The organism is Sphingobacterium alimentarium, assembly GCF_004342685.1.
Taxonomy (GTDB): Bacteria; Bacteroidota; Bacteroidia; order Sphingobacteriales; family Sphingobacteriaceae; genus Sphingobacterium; species Sphingobacterium alimentarium.
This window is the reverse complement of the sequence record NZ_SMBZ01000004.1, coordinates 78,992-101,545: the sequence shown is the minus strand read 5'-3', so window position 1 is coordinate 101,545 and position 22,554 is coordinate 78,992. Positions and strand designations below refer to the sequence as shown.

Here is a 22,554-nt window from a genome sequence, read left to right as displayed (position 1 = left end):
ATGGAACATAAACATATATACGACAAAGACGGTAAACAGCTTTGTTGTACACAAGAAGAAAAAATATACACCAATGCAGGTGCAAAAGAGATGATAGATGATACCTGTTGTTCAGTTGAAAAAAAGGATAACACCATCAAACACAGCAGGGAAATTAGTAAAAACAGCACTATTAAAATGTTTTTGCCAAGCATTATTTCATTAATGCTGTTACTCATAGCCATTTACTTTGATAATGTCCTGAAACCCGAATGGTTTACAGGTTGGATAAGGATTGTTTGGTATGCCGTAGCCTATATGCCTGTTGGTTTACCTGTAATAAAAGAAGCGTTTGAAAGCATCGGTAAAGGAGAGATATTTTCAGAATTTTTATTGATGAGTATTGCTACAATCGGGGCTTTTACCATTGGCGAATATCCAGAGGGTGTTGCGGTAATGCTGTTTTATACCGTTGGCGAAGTCTTTCAAACATTGGCAGTAAAGAGAGCTAAAACAAACATCAAATCTTTGCTTGACCAACGACCTGATGAAGTTACAATTTTACAAGATAATCAGCCAAAAGTTGTAAAAGCGGAAACGGTTGCTATTGGCGAGATTATACAATTAAAGTCGGGCGAAAAATTAGGATTGGACGGAGAATTATTATCCGAAAAAGCATCTTTCAACACATCTGCACTCACAGGAGAGAGCAAACCAGATACTAAATCAAAAGGAGAAACCGTATTAGCAGGAATGATAAACCTGAACACCGTTTCACAGGTAAGAGTGACCACAGCATATACAGATAGTAAGTTGAGCAAGATTTTAGAATTGGTACAAAATGCCACTTCTCAAAAAGCACCCACAGAGTTATTCATCAGGAAGTTTGCAAAAATTTATACACCTATCGTAGTGCTGTTAGCCGTTGCCATTTGTGTACTGCCTTACTTTTTCGTTGCCGATTATCAGTTTTCGGATTGGTTGTACAGGGCATTGGTATTTTTGGTTATATCGTGTCCTTGTGCATTAGTGATAAGTATTCCGTTAGGCTATTTTGGTGGAATTGGTGCAGCGAGCAAAAACGGAATACTGTTTAAAGGAGGCAATTTTTTAGATGCACTTGCCAATATCCAAAACGTGGTAATGGACAAGACAGGTACAATGACAGAGGGTGTTTTTAAAGTGCAAGAAGTTGTTTTTGATGCAGCATTTAATCAGGCTGAAACTCTGCAAATGGTCAACGCTTTGGAAAGCCACAGCACGCACCCCGTAGCAACTGCCATTCAAGAATATGTTGGTGCTGTAAACCATAATATCCCATTGCAAAATGTAGAAGAAATAGCAGGACACGGATTAAAAGCCAGTGTAAACGGAAAAGAACTCTTGGTAGGAAATTTTAAGCTGATGAATAAATTTTCTATCGCTTACGGCATTGACCCGAATAGTATTGTTTACACCGTAATTGCAGTGGCTTATGATAAAAAATTTGTAGGCTATATCACTATTGCAGACACCATAAAAGAAGATGCCCAAATTACGATTGAAAAACTAAAATCACTCAATGTAAAAACTACAATGTTGAGTGGCGATAAAGCTACGGTAGTAAAATTTGTTGCAGAAAAATTGGGTATCAATAATGCGTTTGGCGATTTATTACCCGAAGACAAAGTAAACAAAGTCAAAGAGATAAAAGCCAAAAATGAAAGCGTTGCCTTTGTCGGGGACGGTGTGAATGATGCACCTGTTGTAGCATTAAGTGATGTGGGTATTGCAATGGGTGGTTTGGGAAGCGATGCTACTATTGAAACCGCCGATGTAGTAATACAAGACGATAAGCCGAGTAAAATACCAATGGCAATCAATATCGGTAAACAGACAAAGAAAATAGTTTGGCAAAATATCGCTTTAGCATTTGGAGTGAAAGCCATTGTATTGATACTTGGTGCAGGTGGATTAGCCACAATGTGGGAAGCCGTATTTGCTGATGTAGGTGTGGCATTATTGGCTATATTGAATGCAGTAAGAATACAACGAATGAAGTTTTAAACAACGTTCAGTTCAACTTAAATCGTAAATTTGTGCATTAGTTTGATATGAATATAAATGTGAGTAAGGAATGAATATACTCTTTATAAAAAATATGGTTTGCAACCGCTGTATTATGGTGGTACAAAATGAATTGGACAAGTTGGGTTTAAACGTAAAGAACATAAAACTTGGAGAAGTAGTACTTAGCAAAGAACCTACAGCCGAAGAAAAAAATAAATTGGATAAAGCCTTAGTTTTATTAGGGTTTGAACTCATTGATGATAAGAAAAGTAGAATTATCGAAAAAATAAAGAATATAATTATTGAGTTGGTTCATCATCAAAACAACGATGCCAAAACCAATCTTTCAGATGTGTTAAGCAGTCAATTACACCACGATTATAATTATTTATCCAACCTGTTTTCGGAGATAGAGGGTACTACCATTGAAAAATACTTTATAGCCCAAAAAATAGAAAAGGTAAAAGAGCTATTGGTATATGATGAACTGTCTTTGAGTGAAATTGCTTTTCGTCTGAACTATTCGAGTGTAGCTTATTTAAGCAACCAATTCAAAAAAGTAACAGGACTGACACCGAGCTATTTCAAGCAAATACGGGATGATAAAAGAAAACCTTTGGATAAGGTCTAAGTAAATCTTACAAATCCATTCCATAATTCCACAATAATTCCCATCCATATTATCGCAAATTTTGTATTGTTAATTAAAGCAAGCGAAAATGGCAACAAATAAAAATAAAGAAATCATCTATCTTCCGTTGGAAGATGTAGAAAGCGAGCATTGTGCATTAATCGTTGAAAAAGGATTGGCACAGGTAAAAGGCATAGAAACCCACAAAGTAGAACTGAATAACCGCAGGGCAGCCATTACAGTAAATAATACAGAAGTTGTAGGCGAAGCGGTAAAAGTAATTAAAGATTTGGGTTATGGCGTTTCTACTGTAAAAAACACCTTTCCTGTTTTGGGTATGACCTGTGCTTCTTGTGCGGGCAGTGCTGAAAGCATCGTTAAATACGAACCAGGTGTAGTAAACGCTTCTGTAAACTTTGCCACGGGAAATCTTACCGTTGAGTATCTTCCCAATATGACCGATGCTGCCAAACTGAAAAAAGCAGTTCAGTCCATCGGTTACGATTTGTTGATTGAAGATGAAACCAATCAGCAGGAAACATTAGAAGCCATCCACACTCAAAAATTTCAAAAACTAAAAACTAAAACCATTTGGGCGGTTATACTTTCTCTTCCGGTAGTAGTGATAGGTATGTTTTTTATGGATATGCCTTATGCCAACGAAATTATGTGGTCATTTTCTACACCTGTTGTATTGTGGTTGGGCAGGGATTTTTTTATCAATGCATGGAAGCAGACAAAACACCGTTCAGCCAATATGGATACATTGGTAGCATTGAGTACAGGTATCGCCTATCTGTTCAGTGTATTCAATATGTTGTTTGCCGACTTTTGGCATCAAAGAGGATTACACGCCCACGTATATTTTGAAGCAGCGGCGGTTATTATTGCATTCATCCTGTTAGGGAAACTGTTGGAAGAAAAAGCCAAAGGCAATACCTCTTCAGCTATTAAAAAGTTAATGGGGTTGCAGCCGAAAACTGTCATCGTGATACAAGCGGATGGAACAGAAAAACAGACCGCTATTGAAGAAGTAAATGCAGACGATGTTATTCTTGTAAAGCCGGGCGAAAAAATTGCGGTGGACGGTATGGTAACTTCGGGTAGTTCCTACGTTGATGAAAGTATGTTGAGCGGAGAACCTGTACCTGTATTGAAAAACGAAAACGAAAAAGTATTTGCAGGAACTATTAACCAAAAAGGAAGTTTCCAGTTTAAAGCGGTTAAAGTAGGAAAAGAAACAATGCTTGCCCATATCATCAAAATGGTGCAGGACGCACAAGGAAGCAAAGCACCTGTACAGAAATTGGTAGATAAGATTGCTGGTATCTTTGTTCCGGTTGTGATAGGGATTGCCATTCTCACATTTATCCTATGGTTTGTTTTAGGAGGCGATAACGGAATTGTTCAGGGGCTATTGGCAGCCGTTACGGTATTGGTTATTGCCTGTCCTTGTGCTTTGGGATTGGCTACACCTACGGCTATAATGGTTGGCGTTGGCAAAGGTGCTGAAAAAGGTATTTTGATAAAAGATGCCGAAAGTTTGGAATTAGCGAAAAAAGTTGATGCCATTATTTTAGATAAAACAGGAACAATTACAGAGGGAAGACCAGAGGTAACAGGCGTTCAATGGCTGAATAATGATGATGCGACCAAAGACATTTTATTAAGCATCGAAAAACAATCGGAACACCCATTGGCAGAAGCGGTGGTAAAACACTTAGATGGAGCAACAACCACAACTTTAACACAATTTGACAGTATCACAGGTAAAGGAGCAAAAGCCAATCATAATAACGAAACCTATTTTGTAGGCAATAAAAAACTATTGGCAGAAAACAATATCAGTATTGCGGAACAATTACAAAATCAAGCCGATGAATGGGGCAAACAATCGAAAACTGTTATTTGGTTTGCCGACAGCAAACAGGCACTTTCCGTATTAGCCATATCAGACAAGATTAAAGAAACATCTGTACAGGCTATCAAAGAAATGCAGGATATGGGCATCGACCTGTATATGCTAACCGGAGATAATGAAGCTACTGCCAAAGCCATTGCAGAGCAAACAGGCATTAAGCATTACAAAGCAGAAGTATTGCCACAGCACAAAGCCGATTTTGTAAAAGAGTTACAAAGTAAAGGTAAAGTAGTGGCAATGGTTGGGGACGGTATCAATGACAGTACCGCTTTGGCAACAGCCGATGTGAGTATAGCAATGGGCAAAGGTTCGGACATTGCAATGGACGTCGCCAAAATGACCATCATTTCATCAGACCTGACTAAAATACCGCAGGCAATAAAATTGTCAAAACAAACCGTAGCCACCATTAAGCAAAATCTGTTTTGGGCATTTATTTATAATTTAATAGGTATTCCCATTGCGGCAGGTATTCTCTATCCGATAAACGGTTTCCTATTAAACCCGATGATTGCAGGTGCAGCAATGGCATTGAGTAGCGTGAGCGTAGTAACTAACAGCCTGCGGTTGAAATGGAAAAAGTAAAACAGTAAATCTCACAAATCAAATAAGAAATTCCGCAATAATACAGAATGGTATCGTACCGAAATTTGTATCAATAAATAACATTCTAAAAAAGTAAAAAAATGGAAAATAAAAATCTTCAATTCAAAACAAATATTAATTGTGGCGGATGTGTAGCATCTGTAAAACCGCATTTAGACAATGCTGATGGCATTTGCCATTGGGAAGTGGACACAACTAATAAAGACAAGGTATTGACCGTAAAATCGACGGGAATTACAGAGGAACAAGTTATCGAAACGATACAAAAAGCAGGTTTTAAAATAGAGCCTCTGACTATAAAATAACTTTCTATTTGGGATGCCTATCTAATTATTTTCATTTGAAATATTTGAAGGTAGTAATTAAATAGGTATCCCTTTCAAGGGAACGGAAATCGCTAAAAAACTTATAGAGTGCAGTATATAATTTAGGTTGAAGATTTAAGAAAGTGCAAAATATAGCAGTTAAAAGAAATAATTTCATAATTTTGTAGTGTTGAAAAATTTGAGTAAACATATCAGCTTTGTCATCTTATTGTGTTTGGGCTTTTTCCTAATGCCAAGCATAAGCTATGCTTGTGCAAAAAAAACAGCTAAGACAGAACAAAAAAGTTGCTCAAAAGAAAAATCTGAAAAATCTCAACATAAAGACAGTTGCAAGGACAAGTCCTGTAAAAAATGTAAGGATGGTCACGACTGCGACGGCAATTGTAAACACGGCTCTTGTGGATGTAGTACTTCTTCATCTTCTGTTAGTTTACAAATACCAATAGATTTAAAAATAACAACCCCTTTTGCCGAAACTAAAAAGCAAAAATTCGGGTTTAAACAAGCCAACTATTCTTCGGGCTACTCTTCCATTTGGCAACCGCCTAAAATAAGCTAAAACGGTGGCTTGTTAGCCACAGGTATGTCTTGTCGAAAGCTATTTAGTTTTCGCACAATCTTTGTTTATCTTACTAAATTAAAAATTTTCAAAATGAAATCATTATCAAAAATAGTGATGGTAATTGGCGTATTACTATCATCAGTAAACAGTTTCGCACAAATCAAGAATGCGAAAACAGAAACCGTAAAAATTTACGGCAATTGCGGTATGTGTAAAGCCACTATCGAAAAAGCAGGAAACGTGAATAAGGTAGCCAGTGTAGAATGGAATAAAGATACCAAAATGGCTACGCTCAACTATGATGATAAAAAAACAAATCAGGATGAAATATTGAAACGAATTGCTTTGGCTGGTTACGATAGCGAAAAATTTTTAGCACCTGATGATGTTTATGCTAAACTTCCTGGATGTTGCCAGTACAGCAGAGAATTAAAGCCAGTCGCAAAATCTAATGATGCGGGTATGCATATGAAAAATGAACACGCCAAGCATAACCAAAGCGATATGGCAAAAAAAAATACCGCTGAAACGCAAAATGCAACACAACTTAAAGCCGTTTTCGACAATTATTTTTCAGTGAAAGATGCTTTGGTAAAAACTGATGCAGGTACTTCATCGGCAAAAGCTGCCGAATTGGCAAAAGCTATCAAAGCGGTAGAAATGGCAAAACTTTCTACTGACGAACATACAACTTGGATGAAAGTAATGAAAGACTTGACAGTAAATGCCGAAAAAATTTCCACTTCTAAAGATGTTGCAAAACAAAGAGAAACATTCGCTTTGCTTTCCAAGAATATGTACGAATTAGCTAAGGCATCAAAACAAGAAACACCTGTTTACTATCAGCATTGCCCAATGTATAACAATGGTAAAGGTGCAAATTGGTTAAGCAAAGAAGAAGCAGTTAAAAATCCATATTACGGTTCTCAAATGCTTACTTGTGGCAGTGTACAAGAAACTATTAAATAACAAATAAAAAGCAATTGTTATGGAAAGTATGAAAAACCAACACGGAATGCAACATACCCACAAGAGTGAAGAAAATAATTCCAATCATTCTTTGGCAATGTACAAACGCTTTGCTGTAATGGCTGTTGCAATGTTTGTAGCTATGTATTTTATTATGTATGCTATGATTGACGGATTGAATAATCTTATCCCAAACATCAACAATTTATATATGACGCTGCTAATGGTTTCAGCAATGTTGATTATTGAATTATTGATAATGAAAGGAATGTATCAAAACAAAAAAATCAATTGGGCTGTAATTACAGTTTCTCTTGCGATTGGTATCTTCTCGTGGTTTGGCATTAGGGAGCAAATAAATGTGGGCGATAAGCAATTTGTAAAAGGGATGATACCGCATCACGCAGCAGCGGTATTAATGTCCGAAAAAGCTAAGCTTACCGATCCCGAATTAATTGAGCTACAAAAAAACATACTCGAAACACAAGCAAAGGAAATCGAATTTATGAAGCGAAAGCTGAAAGAATTTGAAAACAAGTAAACAACAAAAATTTCTTTAATAACATTAAATAGCATTAAAATGAAAAATATATTTTTCTCCATCATCGCATTGGCAACGGTTGCAACAATAACAGTTTCGTGCAATCAGTCTTCCAATAAAAATAGCACCCAACAGGCTAATGATAGCACCGGAGTATCAGAAACTAAGGATTTATCATCAGCGGTACAAAATGATACTGTAGCTACTGTTACTTCAACAGATATGTCTTCTCAGAAAGAGGAAAAGTCCACTGTAAAGGAACAAGCACAAAACTTTACAATCACACCGATAATTAAGGATTATTTGGCTTTGAAAAATGCACTCGTTGCTGATAATGATAAAGCAGCTGCAAATGCTGGAAAACAACTTTTTGCTACTTTAAAGAAGGTGGATATGAAAACCATACCTGCCAGCAAGCATAAGGAGTTTATGGATGTTTTCGAAAATGCTAAGGAAAATGCAGAACACATTGGCGACAATGCTGGTAAAATAGACCACCAGAGAGAGCATTTAGCATCGTTAAGTAAAGACGTTTCCGACCTTATCGCATTGTTTGGAACAACTCAAAAATTATATCAGGACTATTGCCCAATGTACAATGATGGCAAAGGTGCAGTTTGGATTAGCGAAGCTAAAGCAATAAAAAATCCGTATTACGGTAGTCAGATGCTTACCTGCGGTTCTGTAAAAAAAGAATTTTAAAATGAACAGAGTATTAAAGATAATATTAGCAATAGTGCTGTTTATTTTTATTGCATTTCAATTTTATCAGCCTGCCCTTAATGTAGATAAAGGGCAGGTTTACACAACAGATTTTACCCAATTCTATAAAATGCCTGTTCAAGTAAAAGCGATGTTTCAAACCTCTTGCTACGATTGCCATAGCAACAATACCAACTATGTTTGGTACGATTACATACAGCCCGCAAGAGCATTGGTAGAGAGCCATATCAAAAACGCAAAAGAAGATTTGAATTTCAATGAATGGGGTAAATACTCAAATAGGAAACAAGAAAGATTATTAAACTCAATCAAAGAACAAATAGAAACGAAGCAAATGCCCCTGTCCTCATATACACTGATGCACAAAGATGCAAAACTGAATGACGAGCAAATCAAAACATTAACCGACTGGCTAAAAGAACAGGAATAAGTTTCATTAATAAAATATCAAAATGAATATACCCATAAATAGTAAAAGGAGATTGTTGCAAGCGGTATTTATACTGCTGTGTTCGCAATCCGTTTTTGCACAAAAAGTAGTGAGATATGAGCTGTATGTAAAAGATACGCTTGTAAACTATGCAGGCAAAGAAAAAAGAGCTATTGCCGTAAATGGACAAATACCAATGCCTACACTTACTTTCACAGAAGGCGATACAGCCGAAATAGTAGTCCATAACCAATTAAAAGAAAGTACCTCGCTCCATTGGCACGGTGTGTTCCTACCTAATAAAGAAGATGGTGTGCCGTGGCTGACACAAAAACCTATTAAGGCAGGTACAACTTATACCTATCGTTTTCCGATTATCCAACACGGAACGCATTGGTATCATTCCCATTCAGGTTTGCAGGAGCAAATTGGAATGTATGGCAGTTTTGTAATGAAAAAACGTAATGACGATAAAACCTTTAGAAAAGGAATTGATGATTTGCCGACCGTACCCATCATTTTAAGCGAATGGACAAACCTAAATCCCGATAACATTAACCGCATGTTGCATAATGCCAATGATTGGGCTGCGATAAAAAAGAACGCTACACAGTCCTACGCGGAAGCAATCAGGGAGGGGCATTTCAAAACCAAATTGACCAACGAATGGAAACGGATGTTGGCAATGGACGTAAGCGATGTGTATTATGACAAAATATTAATCAACGGAAATCATACTACCGATTTAAAAACAGTTGATGGCAAAACACTAAAAGCGGGAGATAAAGTAAGATTAAGAGTGTCAAACGGCGGAGCATCATCCTATTTTTGGTTACGATATGCAGGCGGTAAAATTACAGTAGTAGCCAATGATGGGAATGATGTAGAGCCAGTAGAAGTAGATAGATTAATCATTGCGGTTTCCGAAACTTATGATATAGTGGTAACAATTCCTGACGATGGAGTTGCCTACGAGTTTTTAGCCACAACCGAAGACCGAACACAATCGGCAAGCTATTTTGTAGGCAATGGCGTCAAACAGTTAATATCGCCGCTCCCAAGATTGAAATATTTTGAGGGGATGAAGATGATGAACGATATGATGAAGATGAACGGCGATTTGGATGATATGGGTATGAAAATGAGCCTGAACCAAATGGATATGAATGTGGTAATGTATCCCGAAATTACTGGAGAGGCTAAACCTAAAGAAGACCATAGCGGGCACAATATGAATATGGATAATGACCCCAACCGTTACAATGCAAATGCTTTGGGAGAAATAAAAACACTGAATTATGCAATGTTACAATCTCCTTACAATACAGAACTTCCTAAAGATGCTCCGGTCAAAGAATTGAAGTTTACCCTTACGGGAAATATGAACCGATATGTATGGAGTATGGATAATAAAATACTTTCTGAAACCGATAAAATACCCGTAAAAAAAGGAGAAATTTTACGAATTACCATATATAACAACTCAATGATGCGCCACCCGATGCACCTGCACGGTTTCGATTTCAGGGTAATCAACGGTAAAGGCGAAAAATCACCACTCAAAAATGTTTTGGATATTATGCCGATGGAAACAGATACTATTGAGTTTTTAGCTAATGAAGAAGGAGATTGGTTTTTCCACTGCCACATCCTTTATCATATGATGTCGGGGATGAATAGGGTATTTGCTGTTGACGATTATCAAAATCCATATTTGCCCAACAAAAAACAAGCCTACAATAAATTGCAGAGAGAAAGCAATATGCCGCACTTTATGGCACAGAATGATTTTGCAACCAATGGAAACGATGGCGAAGCAATGTTTCAAAATGCAAGATGGAGTTTAGGTACAGAATGGCGTTTAGGCTACAATGATATGCACGGTTACGAAGTGGAAACGCATTTGGGAAGATATATCGGTAAAATGCAATGGTTTATGCCGTTTATAGGCTTTGACTGGCGCTACCGAAGAATGGGAATAGACGAACAAGAGAAGAACCTGTTCGGGCAAAAGAATGAAAAAGATACACGTAGAGCTTTAAGTTTAGGTTTTATGTACACTTTGCCAATGCTGGTTAATTTTCAGGCAGAAGTATATCACGATGGAATTGTACGATTGTCGTTGATGCGTGAGGATATTCCTATCTCAAAAAGATTAAGAGGTGGTTTTATGGTCAACACCGATAAGGAATTTATGGGAGAGCTTAGGTATATTATCAATAAAAATATAAATCTCCGTACCCATTATGATAGCGATATGGGTTTTGGAGCCGGGCTTGCGTTGACATATTAAAGGGTATTAGCTGGATGATGCCTAAATCTGACAGATTTAGGCATCTCTATTAGTAAACCAAATTTTAAGACTTCAAAATGAACAAATTTTATACAGAAACACTTTATAAGCTGGAAACAGAAATCGACGAATTAGAAATTGAAGCTGATTGCCCAATCCAAAGGATAGAAACCGTTATACATATAATTGTTGAATACTTATCAGAATTAAAAAGGTACGTTCTGAAACGAGGCTTTAAAAACACAGAAGAAGAAATCCAATTTTTCAAACATCAGAAGCCTGCCATTGTTTCAAAACTAATTTATTACAATGCTATTTATAATATAGAAAGCAAAAAGCCAAATGAAAAAAAGTCTGCAAGAAAATACTTCAATACCGAATTGAAGAAACTCAAAAGATTTTTTGACAATAATCTTGAATTTTATAAATATTACCGCACCAACAATACCTTTATTGATGACCAACTATTTGTGCGGGGAAAGTATGACATTAAGCTAAATTTAGATACCATTTATTTTGAAACGGACCATTCCTTTTCTACCATTGCCGATTACAAAGTAGCTAAGATACTGGCGAACGATTTAATTCAAGTCTATCTCGAAGACCAGCTAAATAATAAACAATATAAAAAAGTAAATAATAAATCTCTTTTGAGCTGGACAGCAAGCAAAACAGCGTTAACCGAATTGATTTATGCACTCCATTCGCAGGGCGCATTTGGCAACACAGATATAATATCCATCACTAAAACATTTGAAAGTACATTTAATATTAATTTAGGCGATTTCTATCATACATTTATGGAACTTAAAGCAAGAAAAATAAACCGTACCAAATTTCTTGACAGCCTAAAAGAAAGCCTGCTTAAAAAAATGGACGAAGAGGACGAAATGTAATAAGCATTCTTATAAGACCCCACGAGGCAAATGAATACCTTTTGTCCGTACAATATTCTCCGAATTGTTTGCCGTTTGCTTTTGTTTCTCGACCTGCTCCGCTGGTTCTTCTTTCGTTTCCGGAGTAATAGACAACTGTATCTTCCGTTCAACGGCAGCCAGTTCCGTTTTGAGTTCACTCAATCGGTTTTCTTTAGACCACGAACCGTTTACCGCAGTAATGCAAACTTTTACATTATTCTGGAAATGTAAACTAAATGATAATGTAAAGCGACGTTCATAAATACTGTTTTTGTATATAAAGGCACAGATTTCACAAAGTTTATTTTACATTACATTTTTGACAACAGGACGTTATTGATTGTAAACAATAATATCATGAGTCAAAACAAACAAACAATCGATGACTTGATGAGCGACTTCTTCGATCACATGAGGAGCATTCATCGTACAGAAGGAAGCTTAAAGCGTTACAAGCGTAAATGGCAGAGAATAAAAAATTTCATGTCAGCCCAAAAACTAAAATATTACAGTGAATCAGTCCAGCAGGCATACTTAAAACACGAACTCGGCGATTACCACTATTATCAGCTTGATAGGCAAAAAAGAGACTTGGTAAACATAACGGAAGCTCTTGGAGAATTCCAGAAAACAGGCCGTCTATTTATGGGGCCAAGGAAGCAGCGCCCTAAAGAATTTTGTGGATCAGCTGCAGCAAGCATCAAAAGCTTTATTGAATATAGGCAAGGTGTGTTGAATTTGTCAGACAACACAATTAAATCCTACGTTTTTCATCTGTATTCATTCTGCTGCTATATACATAAATACAACATCAATCTTGAAGCGATAAAAGCGTCAGAGGTGTTGCTTTATGTAGAGGATATGAATCCTGACAAGCCCGCAAACCGACACGTTTCACTCAAGATTCTACGTAACTATTTTAAATATCTCTACGAAAACAAAACGTTATCAACAGATTATTCCCGGATCATTCCCAAAGACAATTATAAGAATCAACCAAAGTTGCCATCAACATTTACAGATGTGGAAATCACACAGCTCTTAAAATCGGTAGACCGTGGTAATCCAAAGGGAAAAAGGGATTATGCCATGTTATTGCTGGCAATCAGATTAGGCCTTAGAGCATCTGACATATGTGAACTTACCTTTGATAATGTCATTTGGGAACGTAACATTATCCAACTTGTTCAATTCAAAACGGGGAAAGCAATAGAGCTCCCGCTATTGCCAGAGGTAGGCAACGCCATGATAGCTTATCTCAAGTACGGGAGACCGGTTACAGATGACAATCACTTTTTTATTCACGCCCTGGCTCCTTATGAAAGAATCCATTCTTCAGATATGGGCAATATGGTACGAAAGTACATGACCCTTTCCAAAATAAACTATTCCAACCGGAAACACGGCCCTCATTCACTACGCCATAGCTTCGCTAGCGCCCTTTTGAGAGACAAAGTGCCGTTGCCTGTCATATCAGAAGCACTAGGTCATAGTTCGATGGATTCCACTATGTTGTATTTGCGAATCGACAAAGACTCATTAAAAAAATGTGCACTTGAAGTTCCTGCGCTTAAAGCTTCCTTTTATGAACAAAAAATCAGTTGAGATATGAACAGAATCTATTATAGCCATTACGGGCCTTACATTGTGAAATTTATTGCCTTAAAAAATAGCCTAGGCTACAAATATAATGACGCAGGAAATGCATTGATGCTGCTGGATGGTTTGGCATTGAAAGAGAATATCGCTGAAGTTCCAATCACAAAAGATCTTGCGGATAAATATGCTGAAAAAAGGCCTAACGAATCAGAAAAAACACGGTATAACAGAATACAAATATTAGGGCAGTTTGCTCAATTCTTATGTGATCTAGGATTGAGGTCTTATATACCCAAGCTTCCCAAACTAAGCCGTACTTTCATCCCTTATATCTTTTCACAGAATGAAATTCGACGTATCTTTGCTGTTTGTGACGGGCTTTCACCATCATGTCGTAACCGTAATTCAGGAGTATTCCAGATCCCTTTTTTGATAAGACTACTTTATGGTACAGGAATAAGAATCAGCGAGGCTCTTTACTTGTCGTGCAATGATGTAAATCATACAGAGAAATACCTAGTACTAAGAAAAACCAAAAATGGAAAAGATAGAATTGTACCAATTTCAGACTCACTATATGAAGTCTGCAAAAACTACCTAACCTACCGCGCCCTGTTTCCAGGAGCTAATAAAACGGAAAGAATATTCATGCTACCTGATGGTTCCTCTTTGAGTATATATACTTCATATAAGTGGTTCAGAAAGATTATCTGGTGGGCAGGAATATCTCACGGAGGAAGAGGAAAAGGACCGAGGCTTCATGATCTGCGTCATACTTTCAGCGTTCACTCCTTAGCAACAATGGCCAAAGATGGTCTTGATCTGTATCATTCCATGCCTCTACTATCGACCTATCTTGGACACCAGTCTCTTGAAGCGACAGATGATTATGTACGTTTAACTGCTGAAATCTACCCAGACCTCATCAAAAAATCCAGTGACTTATTCGCCAGTGTTTTCCCTATGCTTTACCTAAACAAAGATGACAATGAAGCCGACTGACTTTTCTATACACCTAACAAACTTTCTTTCACGCTACCTTCCGGGAGAGCGTGGAATGAGCCAGCATACAATATCATCCTACAGGTTTACCTTTATTCTTTTCATCTCTTTTATAGAGCAGGTGAAGAAAATAGGAGTTTCCAAGCTAGTTTTAAGGGATATTACAAAGGAAATAGTTGTAGAATTCCTTGACTGGCTGCAGTCAGAAAGAAGGTCGTCTTCTGCTACGCGAAATGTACGGCTGGCCGCATTACATTCCTTCTTCAGTTTTATGCAATACAAGCAACCAGATCAAATGGAAGAATGGCAACGTATCCTGGCCATAAAAGTTAAGAAAACAGCAAAAAATGCTGTTAGTTATCTTTCTATAGATGGTCTTAAACTACTCTTAGAACAGCCTGACATCTTTAGCCATAAAGGAAGACGAGATCTTTCTATGTTGGCCTTAATGTATGATTGCGCTGCCCGGGTACAGGAGATAATTGATGCGGAGCCATCCTTTATTCGCTTAGATAAGCCATATACAATGAAGATTATTGGCAAGGGAAGCAAAGCCAGGATAGTTCCTTTGATGGATGAGGCAATTGTTCACATAAGAAAATATATGGACGAAAATAACTTACTGGCACCACATCTGCGCACATCACCTTTATTCTTTAATAGCCGCGGAGAAAAATTAACAAGAGCGGGAGTCAACAGTATATTGAAAAAATATGCCTGTATGGCTAGAAACAAGAATCCGGGACTTATACCAGAAAAGATAAGTTGCCATTCATTAGGACACTCTAAGGCTATGCATCTTTTACAGGCTGGTGTACACCTTGTTTATATAAGGGACTTCCTGGGACATGAGTCAGTCCAAACTACGGAAATATATGCCCGTGCAGATTCACAGCAAAAAAGAGAGGCTATAGAAAAAGCGTATGTAGATGTGATTACAAAAGAAATACCTGAGTGGGTTGAAAATCATGATCTTTTGCAGTGGCTGAAAGCCTTTAGATAAAGGCAAATATAATGTAAAGCGGATTGAACAAGAAAAGCTCCAAATAGGAATATTAAGCGTAAATAACTTTTTCTGCTTTACATTATCATTTAGTTTACATTTCCACTTCCTGAAGAACAGGTAAATCTTTTTGTATTTCCGCTATTTTCTTTTTTTCCTGTTCGATATAGCCGGGCAATTTCTCCAGTGCATTAAGGAAGTTCGTAGCAGCCAGCTTTTCATCTTTGGCGATGATACCGTTGTTATAGGTGTATTTGATATTGCCCTCGCCCTGCACCAAAAAACGGTTAACCCGTATATCCACGCCCTCTTTTTCGGACATTTCGGTTTTTACCAAGAGCTGAAACCCGTAAAGGCTTCCTATTTCTTCATAATCTCCGCCTGTACGGGCTTTGTCCGAAAGGTGGTTGAGCTTTGCACCGATTAGTTTTATATCCACATTGGGCGGTAACCCGTCCAACCGTACAGGATTTGCGATTGTGCCATCCGAATGTTTTTGTATGCGTTGCTGTAAGTTTTCCCAGTCAAGGCTCATTCGGTTCAAGCGTGATTGCGTACTATCCAGCAATTCCGTAAAATCTTCCAGCTTATATTTGGCACTGAATTTAGAACGGTTGAACGCCTGTTTTTCACTTTCCAATCCGGCAATCTGTTTTTCTAATTTGGCTTTATCCAAAAGGTCAGTATTTCCCGAAAGGATAGCCACATATTCCGAAAAGTTCATTCCCGATTTTTCGTCCATACTGCCCTCGTCAATGGTACGTTTGCCGAGGTTATTGTTTTTCAATTGGTCTATAAAAAGTTGTTTGTTGTACAACAGGTTGAACTTGTAGCTATCTAATGATTTTTCTACGGCATAGATAATCACATCTACTTTGTTCTCTGCAAAGAACTTGGCAATTTCATTGCCTTTACGAACAGCTCTGCCATCCCTTTGAGCAAGGTCACTTGGTCGCCACGGTGTGTCCAGGTGATGAACCGCAACAGCTCTTTTCTGTGCATTGACACCTGTACCCAACATACTTGTAGAACCGAACAGCACACGGATTTTGCCCTCGTTCATTCCTTTGATAAGTTCCTTGCGTTGCTTATCATTTTTAGCCTCCTGTATAAACCGTACTTCGTGTGCAGGGATGCCGTGGTCTTCCACGAGCTTGCGTTTGATTTCGGAGTACACATTCCATTCGCCCGACTTGTAGGTTCCCAAATCGGAGAAAACGAACTGTGTTCCTTTCTGTGCGTTGTATTGGTTGTAATATTTGGCAATGTTTGCCGCACAATGCGAAGCCTTATTATCGGGGTGGTCATCATACGCACCGCTTACCATACGCATATCGAGCGACATCTTACGGGCGTAGTCCGTAGCAATAAGCATCTTTGCTTTTTCTTCAGATGGAGATAATGGTGCTCTTCCCAATAACGTAGCATTTCCCGATTTGGCAAATTCCATCAATTTTTGAATAAACACTTCTTGATCGGGTGTAGGCGGTATATTATACAATACTTCGTTCTTATTAGGTCGGTCGATACCAATATCCTTTGCAGTACGATAATCCGTGATTTCGGAATAGAACTGTGCTAGTTCCGGCACTTTGATAAAATAGCGGAAACGTTCTTTTGCAACAATATTATTGGCAACCGAAAATTCATAATCAGTCGTTTTTCTTGCGTAAATAGCAGCCCAGGCATCAAAGGAATGAATGCCCTGTTTTTCCATTGCTCTTGGTCTGAGGTATTTGAATAGTAAGTACAGTTCCGTCAAAGAATTACTGATGGTAGTTCCCGAAAGAAAAGTTGCCCCCATATCTGCATTGGTGCGTTCCTGAATGGTACGAATGGCAAATAGCAGGTTGATTGCTTTTTGACTGCCGTCAACATTGCCCAATCCTGCAACCCTTGAATGCCTTGTATTGAACATCAGGTTTTTGAATTGATGGCTTTCATCCACAAACAGATGGTCTATACCCATCATCTTAAAATCTACCACATCATCTTTACGATTTTCAATATCGTGTTGTAAGGTTTTGAGTTTGACTTCGAGGTTTTCTTTTCGCTTGATTACCCCGGCAAGCATTCCTCTGGTCACTTCCTTGCCTTGCGATTGCAGGGCATCGAGGTTACGTTCCACGCTGTCCAACTCAATTTCTAAGATTTCCTTCTGAATTTCGGGCGATTGCGGTATCATTCCAAATTGATCATGTGTGAGAATAACACAATCCCAATCGTTGTTTTTAATGTCGCCAAAAATACGTTGGCGTTTTTGGGGTGTAAAATCTTCTTTGCCTGGAAACAATATTTTTGCGTGTGGATAAGCGGTACGGTAAGCTTCGGCAATTTCGTGAACATTGCTTTTTAGCCCGATAATCATAGGCTTATGAGCCAAGCCTAAACGCTTCATTTCCTGTGCTGCCGTACACATTACCAATGTTTTTCCTGCACCTACTTCGTGGTCGCAGATAGCACCATTGTTCAGTTTTATCATCCAAACTGTGTCCTTTTGGCTGGAATACAAATCTTCAATTCCGAGTGCTTTGCGGTCTAAACCGGGAAAGTTCTGGTGAGTTCCGTCGTAATTCGGACGGACAAAGCAGTTAAACGTGTCGTTGTATTTGTCGGTAAGTCTTGTCTTAAATTCATCATTTTGGGCATGAAGCCAGTCTGTAAAAGCGGTACGGATTTCATCAATCTTGGTATTCGCCATTTGTATGGCTTCCATATCCCGTACCTTGACCTCTTGATCGCCAACCATCACTTTTTTGGTAATATCAGGCGTAGTATTGACAAGGGCGTGTTTGAGCAGAGCAATCCCGTCAAAAGTCCGGCTTTCAGCTTTTACGGCGTATTTATCCCATATATGAACATTCTTTTGTTTACAGCTTACAGAAAAATCATCAGAACTCTCCGAGTAATGAATGTTCACGTCCGTATCAAAAAGATGTGAAGCAAACCGGCCATAAATACCAGTGGGTATCCAACGCTCGCCGAGGTTAAAATCCAATTCTTCAAACTCAATTCGTCTTGGTCGGGCTTCTTCCAAAACGGTAAGGCTTGCTTTAGCCTGTGCATCATCTGGATTACTTTCGAGATATGCTTTGACTTCCTGAGCTTTTTCCACAACGTTACCTGCAATCCAGCGTTCGGATATCTCGTATTCGTTTTGTAGAGGATTGTAATAAATGCGACCGTGTAAGGCTTCTTTCAAAGCGTCATCAGTCATACCGCTGATTTCGGACATATAGTCCATATCCACGTTTCCGTACTTATTGAGCGAGGCCGCTAATGCTTCTTCGGGATTGTCCGTTGTTATGGTTAAGGTAGAAAAACTTACAGGGCGACTGAATATATCGGCCTTGTGTACCACGCCACCAACCACACATTCCAGATAAGGTATTTCCTTTCCGGAACTATCCGTTTTGATGAGCTTGATATTATCGGCACTGTTGAGGTTTCCGTGCCTTTTGACAAAGGCATCGTATAATTGATTAAGACTTTCTCTTTCTTCTTTATATTCGGTCTGAAGCTTCGCCTCCTTATTGTAAAGATCTTGGTAAACATCACGTACAGCAATGTAGGCTTCGGCTCTTGCTTTTTGTAAGGATGGTAATTGCAATGGGTGGAATACAGCCGTACCATTTGATGTATCTACATCTTGCAGATGACCAACCCAACCCTTATCCAATACAAGGCAATCGTTACGGTGGTAAGATTTCAGTTCGCCACTATAAGGACCAGGTTCGGAAATGATGTTAGGAACGGCTGGCTTATCAGCATGGCCATTCCCATTTATTTGTGAAAATAGGTCGTCGATAGCTTCCTGTTTTTTGCCATTAGTAGAAGTATTTCCATTGGTAGCTCTATTGGTAACAGGGGGCGTATAAAGTTGTTGTTGCATCGCATTGCTAAAGAGGTCAGGTGGGCGACCTATTGCACCTCTTCTTTTGTTGGTGCTTTGCCTTTTGGCTTGCGTCGTTCTTTTGGGTGGATCAAGAACCGCTACCGGTTCATCTATATTTTCAAACAGATCGAAAATGCTTAATTGCTTTAATTCCTGTTGATTTTCCTGAATAACTGCTGGTGTAGCTAATGACTGTCGTTCCTGACTGATGACTACAGGTTCTATAACCGGCAGTTGTGGTGTTACGGGAATCTGTATAACAGGTTCATCGTTCCGCTCTCCTTTATATAAATTGAAATCCAAATGCTTTCCAAAATCTTCTGAAAGCATACGTTGCAGGTCTTTTGCTATTCCGGCAACTCCATCTTTATGCGTGTAGATCAGGGCAGGCTGCCCATAAGGATCGGTATCTAATTTACGGTCGGTATGCACAATCCTTGTGCTATCCTGAAAAAGTGCATTGCCTGGAGTATTGTATTCCGTTTGCCTGCTTTGGCAAAAAAGTTCTTCACCTTCGGTCAAACCTTGTTTTGCCGTATTCTTTTGCAGGATAATCAGGTCGCTGCCAACCTCTGTGCCTGCATATTCCGTAAAGAGGTTGTTAGGCAAGCGAACAACTGAAACCAAATTGTTATCCTGCATCAACGCCCTGCGTATCGGCCCGTTTTTCGGGCTGTTAAGGATGCCCTGTGAAGTGATGTAAGCCAGTAAGCCGCCCTCACGGAGCATATCAGTACCTTTCAGGAAGAAGTAATTATGTATGCTTCGGGCAGCCTGTACTTTGGCTGTGTCTTTACTTCGGGAATAAGAAAGGTCAAATACGGATGTATCACCAAACGGTATGTTACTGGCGACTACATCGTAGCTTTTATGTTCCTTTTCGGAAATTTCCTCAAAACCGCTTATACGGACATTGCTTTGGGGATAGAGTTGTTTTAAAATCATGCCTGTGAGCAAATCCTTTTCATAAGCGGTAACTTTTGCCAATTGATTTTCCGAAAAGGATTGTATGAATGAACCGATACCTGCGGATGGTTCAAGGAATTTATCAATGTTCAAACCACTTTCAAACAAAACAAATGAAATAGCATCAATGACCTGTGGCGGTGTATAAAAAGCCGTCAATACAGAACTTTTCATACTATCTACATATTTTCGGTATTGCTTTTCGTCTTCGGAATTTTCTTTGAGTAGCTGGTGAAGTTCCTGCGTAATCGGGAAAAGGTCATGTTCCGTTTTTCTCCAATTATTGATATCTATATCGCTTTCGATGGGGTTCAATACGAATTTTAGACCGCCAAATCCGCTGTATTGCATCATTAGCAGTCTTTCGCCTACGGTGGCTTGCCGTTTCTCCTTTTCCAGTTTAAAAGCAATTCGCAGGGCATCAATATTCTGTTGGAGGTGGAAACGCTTACTGAAGCCCATTTTCCTCAATCCATATTGCGATGGTTCCGGTCAATTCGGTATAGAGTAAATCGAACTCATACCCATAGGCGAAATCATCGGTTAATTCATATTCTGCAAATACAGGTTCGCAAACAGGAAGCATTTTCAGGGCGAACGGGCGCAGTTCCTCATCTGCCATTATGGTATCAAACTCATTGCATACCACTTTGAATACTGTGTCAAATTTGGAGAAATGTAAGCCCTCAAACAGTATGTAGTTGGCTATTTCGTTGCATTGCTCAATTGCGTTTCCCGAACGGAAAGCACCCTCATAAGCATTGGCAGCCCACGAAGACCGTTGGTCTATAAATTTTTGGTCGTGCGCCTTTTCAGGGAAGCTGCTGTTCAGTAATTCTTGCAGTCGTAATCTGAAATACGATAGGTCTTTTTGCTGTACGTCCATACTATATCTTGTTTAGAATTTCACTTAAATCCTAAAATTATAAGAGGAAGCAAATGTCTCTGGGAATGTTGCAGGGTTTGGCGTTGAAAGGCGGTATTTGGCGTAATAGCATTTTAATAGCCAAGGACTAAAATTGATTATTTCAAAAAACTTCTTTGCTTAAAAGTGGTGGCAGGTATGTAAAGACCAAGCTGTAATTGCATTTCAACCCCATTTCCCTGTCAGACACATGAAAAACCATCCGGCTTTTAATTTGACTATAATATTTGGGGCAATATTTAAAAAATATTTACCTTTGCAAACAAGATACTTTTTAAACGAGATATTATGTCTAACAAAGAGGAAGCAACCCAATTAAGAAAATTAAGCCAACGGTATGTCTATACGTCTATTCAAATGCACGAAAGCATCGGCAGGAAAATTGGGCTGAACGGAACCGACCATAAATATTTGGGTTTCATAATTCAAAAAGGACAAATGACAGCAGGGGAACTTGCCGTACTTACTGGTTTAACAACAGGTTCGGTAACTGGGTTAATAGACAGGTTTGAAAGCAAAAAACTGGTAAAAAGACAGCCAGACAAAACCGATAGGCGGAAAATAATTATAGTACCAAACATCAAGAGAATAACAGACCTGATTACACCATTTTATAAAGAATATCAGGATAAAACCGATGACCTGTTTTCATCATTTACCACCAATGAATTAATCATCTTGGAAAGATATTTTCAAAAGGCATTGGAGCTAATGAATGCAGAAATTAAAAAAGTGGAAGAAAAATAATAAAGAAATACAATGGACACAGACAAAACAACAACCCCAAAAACACATCATACTCCCACACTTTTTGCCCAAACCTATTTTCACGGAACAAAAGCCGACCTGAAAATTGGCGATTACATTCAGGTGGGGTTTAATACCAATTATGAAGAAAACAGAGTATTAAAACACATTTATGTTTCGGCAACACTGAATACAGCAATATTAGGTGCAGAACTTGCGTCAGGCACAGGACGTGAACGGATTTATCTGGTAGAAGCAACCGACGAGATTGAGGATGACCCGAACGTTACAGACAAAAAATTCCCAGGCAATCCGACAAAGTCCTACTGTTCAAAACATCCGTTTAAAATAGTAGGGGAAGTAGCCGTTTGGCACGGAAACTCTGCCGAACAAATAAAAAAAATGAAGGAGAATTTAGAAAAACTTAGAGAGGAAGGGAAGAATATTATTTTAGATTAAATAATACAGAC

General features: G+C 38.5%; 19 protein-coding genes. 16 read left to right on the top strand and 3 right to left on the bottom strand.

Annotation, left to right across the window (positions count from 1 at the left end):
• The 11 genes from EDC17_RS03000 (at nt 1) to EDC17_RS02950 (ending at nt 11,926) form a co-directional block, all read left to right on the top strand.
• On the top strand, nt 1–2,025 hold the full coding sequence (locus tag EDC17_RS03000; protein WP_132776687.1) for a heavy metal translocating P-type ATPase: 2,025 nt from the start codon (nt 1–3) through the stop codon (nt 2,023–2,025).
• Nucleotides 2,026–2,140: 115 nt separating this feature from the next.
• On the top strand, nt 2,141–2,659 hold the full coding sequence (locus EDC17_RS02995) for a helix-turn-helix domain-containing protein (RefSeq protein WP_425568658.1): 519 nt from the start codon (nt 2,141–2,143) through the stop codon (nt 2,657–2,659).
• Nucleotides 2,660–2,747: 88 nt separating this feature from the next.
• Complete coding sequence (locus EDC17_RS02990; RefSeq protein WP_132776686.1) at nt 2,748–5,165, top strand: heavy metal translocating P-type ATPase; 2,418 nt, start codon at nt 2,748–2,750, stop codon at nt 5,163–5,165.
• Nucleotides 5,166–5,266: 101 nt separating this feature from the next.
• The gene (locus EDC17_RS02985; protein ID WP_065719291.1) at nt 5,267–5,491 is read left to right on the top strand and encodes a heavy-metal-associated domain-containing protein; all 225 of its coding nucleotides are present in this window, start codon (nt 5,267–5,269) and stop codon (nt 5,489–5,491) included.
• A gap of 199 nt (nt 5,492–5,690) precedes the next feature.
• Nucleotides 5,691–6,071, top strand: coding sequence for a hypothetical protein (locus tag EDC17_RS16990; RefSeq protein ID WP_154286807.1), 381 nt, complete (start codon nt 5,691–5,693; stop codon nt 6,069–6,071).
• A gap of 9 nt (nt 6,072–6,080) precedes the next feature.
• The gene (locus tag EDC17_RS02975; RefSeq protein WP_243645984.1) at nt 6,081–7,043 is read left to right on the top strand and encodes a DUF3347 domain-containing protein; all 963 of its coding nucleotides are present in this window, start codon (nt 6,081–6,083) and stop codon (nt 7,041–7,043) included.
• Nucleotides 7,044–7,062: 19 nt separating this feature from the next.
• Nucleotides 7,063–7,584, top strand: coding sequence for a DUF305 domain-containing protein (locus tag EDC17_RS02970; protein WP_080779253.1), 522 nt, complete (start codon nt 7,063–7,065; stop codon nt 7,582–7,584).
• Between the two features lie 39 nt (nt 7,585–7,623).
• Entirely contained in the window at nt 7,624–8,286 is a 663-nt protein-coding gene (locus EDC17_RS02965) for a DUF3347 domain-containing protein (RefSeq protein WP_065719295.1), read from the top strand.
• A 1-nt stretch (nt 8,287) separates the two neighbouring features.
• Nucleotides 8,288–8,737 carry a heme-binding domain-containing protein gene (locus EDC17_RS02960; protein ID WP_132776684.1) on the top strand — a complete coding sequence of 150 codons (450 nt, stop codon included), beginning with the start codon at nt 8,288–8,290 and terminating at the stop codon, nt 8,735–8,737.
• Nucleotides 8,738–8,759: 22 nt separating this feature from the next.
• The gene (locus tag EDC17_RS02955) at nt 8,760–11,030 is read left to right on the top strand and encodes a multicopper oxidase family protein (RefSeq protein ID WP_132776683.1); all 2,271 of its coding nucleotides are present in this window, start codon (nt 8,760–8,762) and stop codon (nt 11,028–11,030) included.
• Between the two features lie 77 nt (nt 11,031–11,107).
• Entirely contained in the window at nt 11,108–11,926 is an 819-nt protein-coding gene (locus tag EDC17_RS02950; RefSeq protein ID WP_132776682.1) for an RteC domain-containing protein, read from the top strand.
• A gap of 9 nt (nt 11,927–11,935) precedes the next feature.
• Here the strand turns inward: EDC17_RS02950 and EDC17_RS02945 are convergent, their stop codons facing one another.
• On the bottom strand, nt 11,936–12,109 hold the full coding sequence (locus tag EDC17_RS02945; RefSeq protein WP_207895644.1) for a hypothetical protein: 174 nt from the start codon (nt 12,107–12,109) through the stop codon (nt 11,936–11,938).
• Between the two features lie 249 nt (nt 12,110–12,358).
• Here EDC17_RS02945 and EDC17_RS02940 point away from each other — a divergent pair, with 249 nt between their 5' ends.
• Genes EDC17_RS02940 through EDC17_RS02930 form a run of 3 tightly spaced genes read left to right on the top strand, consistent with a single transcriptional unit; the run spans nt 12,359 to nt 15,551 of the window.
• Nucleotides 12,359–13,552 (top strand): tyrosine-type recombinase/integrase, encoded by a 1,194-nt coding sequence (locus EDC17_RS02940; RefSeq protein ID WP_165894354.1) that lies wholly within the window; start codon nt 12,359–12,361, stop codon nt 13,550–13,552.
• Between the two features lie 3 nt (nt 13,553–13,555).
• Nucleotides 13,556–14,548, top strand: coding sequence for a tyrosine-type recombinase/integrase (locus EDC17_RS02935; RefSeq protein ID WP_132776680.1), 993 nt, complete (start codon nt 13,556–13,558; stop codon nt 14,546–14,548).
• A complete protein-coding gene (locus tag EDC17_RS02930) occupies nt 14,535–15,551 on the top strand; it encodes a site-specific integrase (protein ID WP_132776679.1) in 1,017 nt (338 codons plus the stop codon). The genes EDC17_RS02935 and EDC17_RS02930 overlap by 14 nt, the downstream gene beginning before the upstream one ends.
• Before the next feature lie 94 nt (nt 15,552–15,645).
• On the opposite strand, the gene EDC17_RS02925 is transcribed toward EDC17_RS02930, so the two are convergent.
• Together EDC17_RS02925 and EDC17_RS02920 are read right to left on the bottom strand one after the other, a co-directional pair.
• Entirely contained in the window at nt 15,646–20,874 is a 5,229-nt protein-coding gene (locus EDC17_RS02925; protein WP_243645981.1) for an N-6 DNA methylase, read from the bottom strand.
• Nucleotides 20,861–21,298, bottom strand: coding sequence for a DUF1896 domain-containing protein (locus EDC17_RS02920; RefSeq protein ID WP_132776678.1), 438 nt, complete (start codon nt 21,296–21,298; stop codon nt 20,861–20,863). The genes EDC17_RS02925 and EDC17_RS02920 overlap by 14 nt, the downstream gene beginning before the upstream one ends.
• Nucleotides 21,299–21,625: 327 nt before the next feature.
• Here EDC17_RS02920 and EDC17_RS02915 point away from each other — a divergent pair, with 327 nt between their 5' ends.
• Together EDC17_RS02915 and arr are read left to right on the top strand one after the other, a co-directional pair.
• The gene (locus EDC17_RS02915; protein WP_132776677.1) at nt 21,626–22,084 is read left to right on the top strand and encodes a MarR family winged helix-turn-helix transcriptional regulator; all 459 of its coding nucleotides are present in this window, start codon (nt 21,626–21,628) and stop codon (nt 22,082–22,084) included.
• A gap of 12 nt (nt 22,085–22,096) precedes the next feature.
• Nucleotides 22,097–22,543 (top strand): NAD(+)--rifampin ADP-ribosyltransferase, encoded by a 447-nt coding sequence (arr, locus tag EDC17_RS02910; protein ID WP_132776676.1) that lies wholly within the window; start codon nt 22,097–22,099, stop codon nt 22,541–22,543.
• The last annotated feature ends 11 nt before the right edge of the window (nt 22,544–22,554 follow it).

Excerpts from the sequence above, each read along its gene's own strand:
- EDC17_RS02955 (WP_132776683.1), top strand. The coding sequence starts at position 8,760 with ATGAATATACCCATAAATAGTAAAAGGAGATTGTTGCAAGCGGTATTT.
- EDC17_RS02960 (WP_132776684.1), top strand. The coding sequence starts at position 8,288 with ATGAACAGAGTATTAAAGATAATATTAGCAATAGTGCTGTTTATTTTT.
- EDC17_RS02985 (WP_065719291.1), top strand. The coding sequence starts at position 5,267 with ATGGAAAATAAAAATCTTCAATTCAAAACAAATATTAATTGTGGCGGA.
- EDC17_RS02965 (WP_065719295.1), top strand. The coding sequence starts at position 7,624 with ATGAAAAATATATTTTTCTCCATCATCGCATTGGCAACGGTTGCAACA.
- EDC17_RS02970 (WP_080779253.1), top strand. The coding sequence starts at position 7,063 with ATGGAAAGTATGAAAAACCAACACGGAATGCAACATACCCACAAGAGT.
- EDC17_RS02935 (WP_132776680.1), top strand. The coding sequence starts at position 13,556 with ATGAACAGAATCTATTATAGCCATTACGGGCCTTACATTGTGAAATTT.
- EDC17_RS02995 (WP_425568658.1), top strand. The coding sequence starts at position 2,141 with ATGGTGGTACAAAATGAATTGGACAAGTTGGGTTTAAACGTAAAGAAC.
- arr (WP_132776676.1), top strand. The coding sequence starts at position 22,097 with ATGGACACAGACAAAACAACAACCCCAAAAACACATCATACTCCCACA.
- EDC17_RS02925 (WP_243645981.1), bottom strand. The coding sequence starts at position 20,874 with ATGGGCTTCAGTAAGCGTTTCCACCTCCAACAGAATATTGATGCCCTG.
- EDC17_RS02950 (WP_132776682.1), top strand. The coding sequence starts at position 11,108 with ATGAACAAATTTTATACAGAAACACTTTATAAGCTGGAAACAGAAATC.
- EDC17_RS02940 (WP_165894354.1), top strand. The coding sequence starts at position 12,359 with ATGAGGAGCATTCATCGTACAGAAGGAAGCTTAAAGCGTTACAAGCGT.
- EDC17_RS03000 (WP_132776687.1), top strand. The coding sequence starts at position 1 with ATGGAACATAAACATATATACGACAAAGACGGTAAACAGCTTTGTTGT.
- EDC17_RS02920 (WP_132776678.1), bottom strand. The coding sequence starts at position 21,298 with ATGGACGTACAGCAAAAAGACCTATCGTATTTCAGATTACGACTGCAA.
- EDC17_RS02930 (WP_132776679.1), top strand. The coding sequence starts at position 14,535 with ATGAAGCCGACTGACTTTTCTATACACCTAACAAACTTTCTTTCACGC.
- EDC17_RS02915 (WP_132776677.1), top strand. The coding sequence starts at position 21,626 with ATGTCTAACAAAGAGGAAGCAACCCAATTAAGAAAATTAAGCCAACGG.
- EDC17_RS02990 (WP_132776686.1), top strand. The coding sequence starts at position 2,748 with ATGGCAACAAATAAAAATAAAGAAATCATCTATCTTCCGTTGGAAGAT.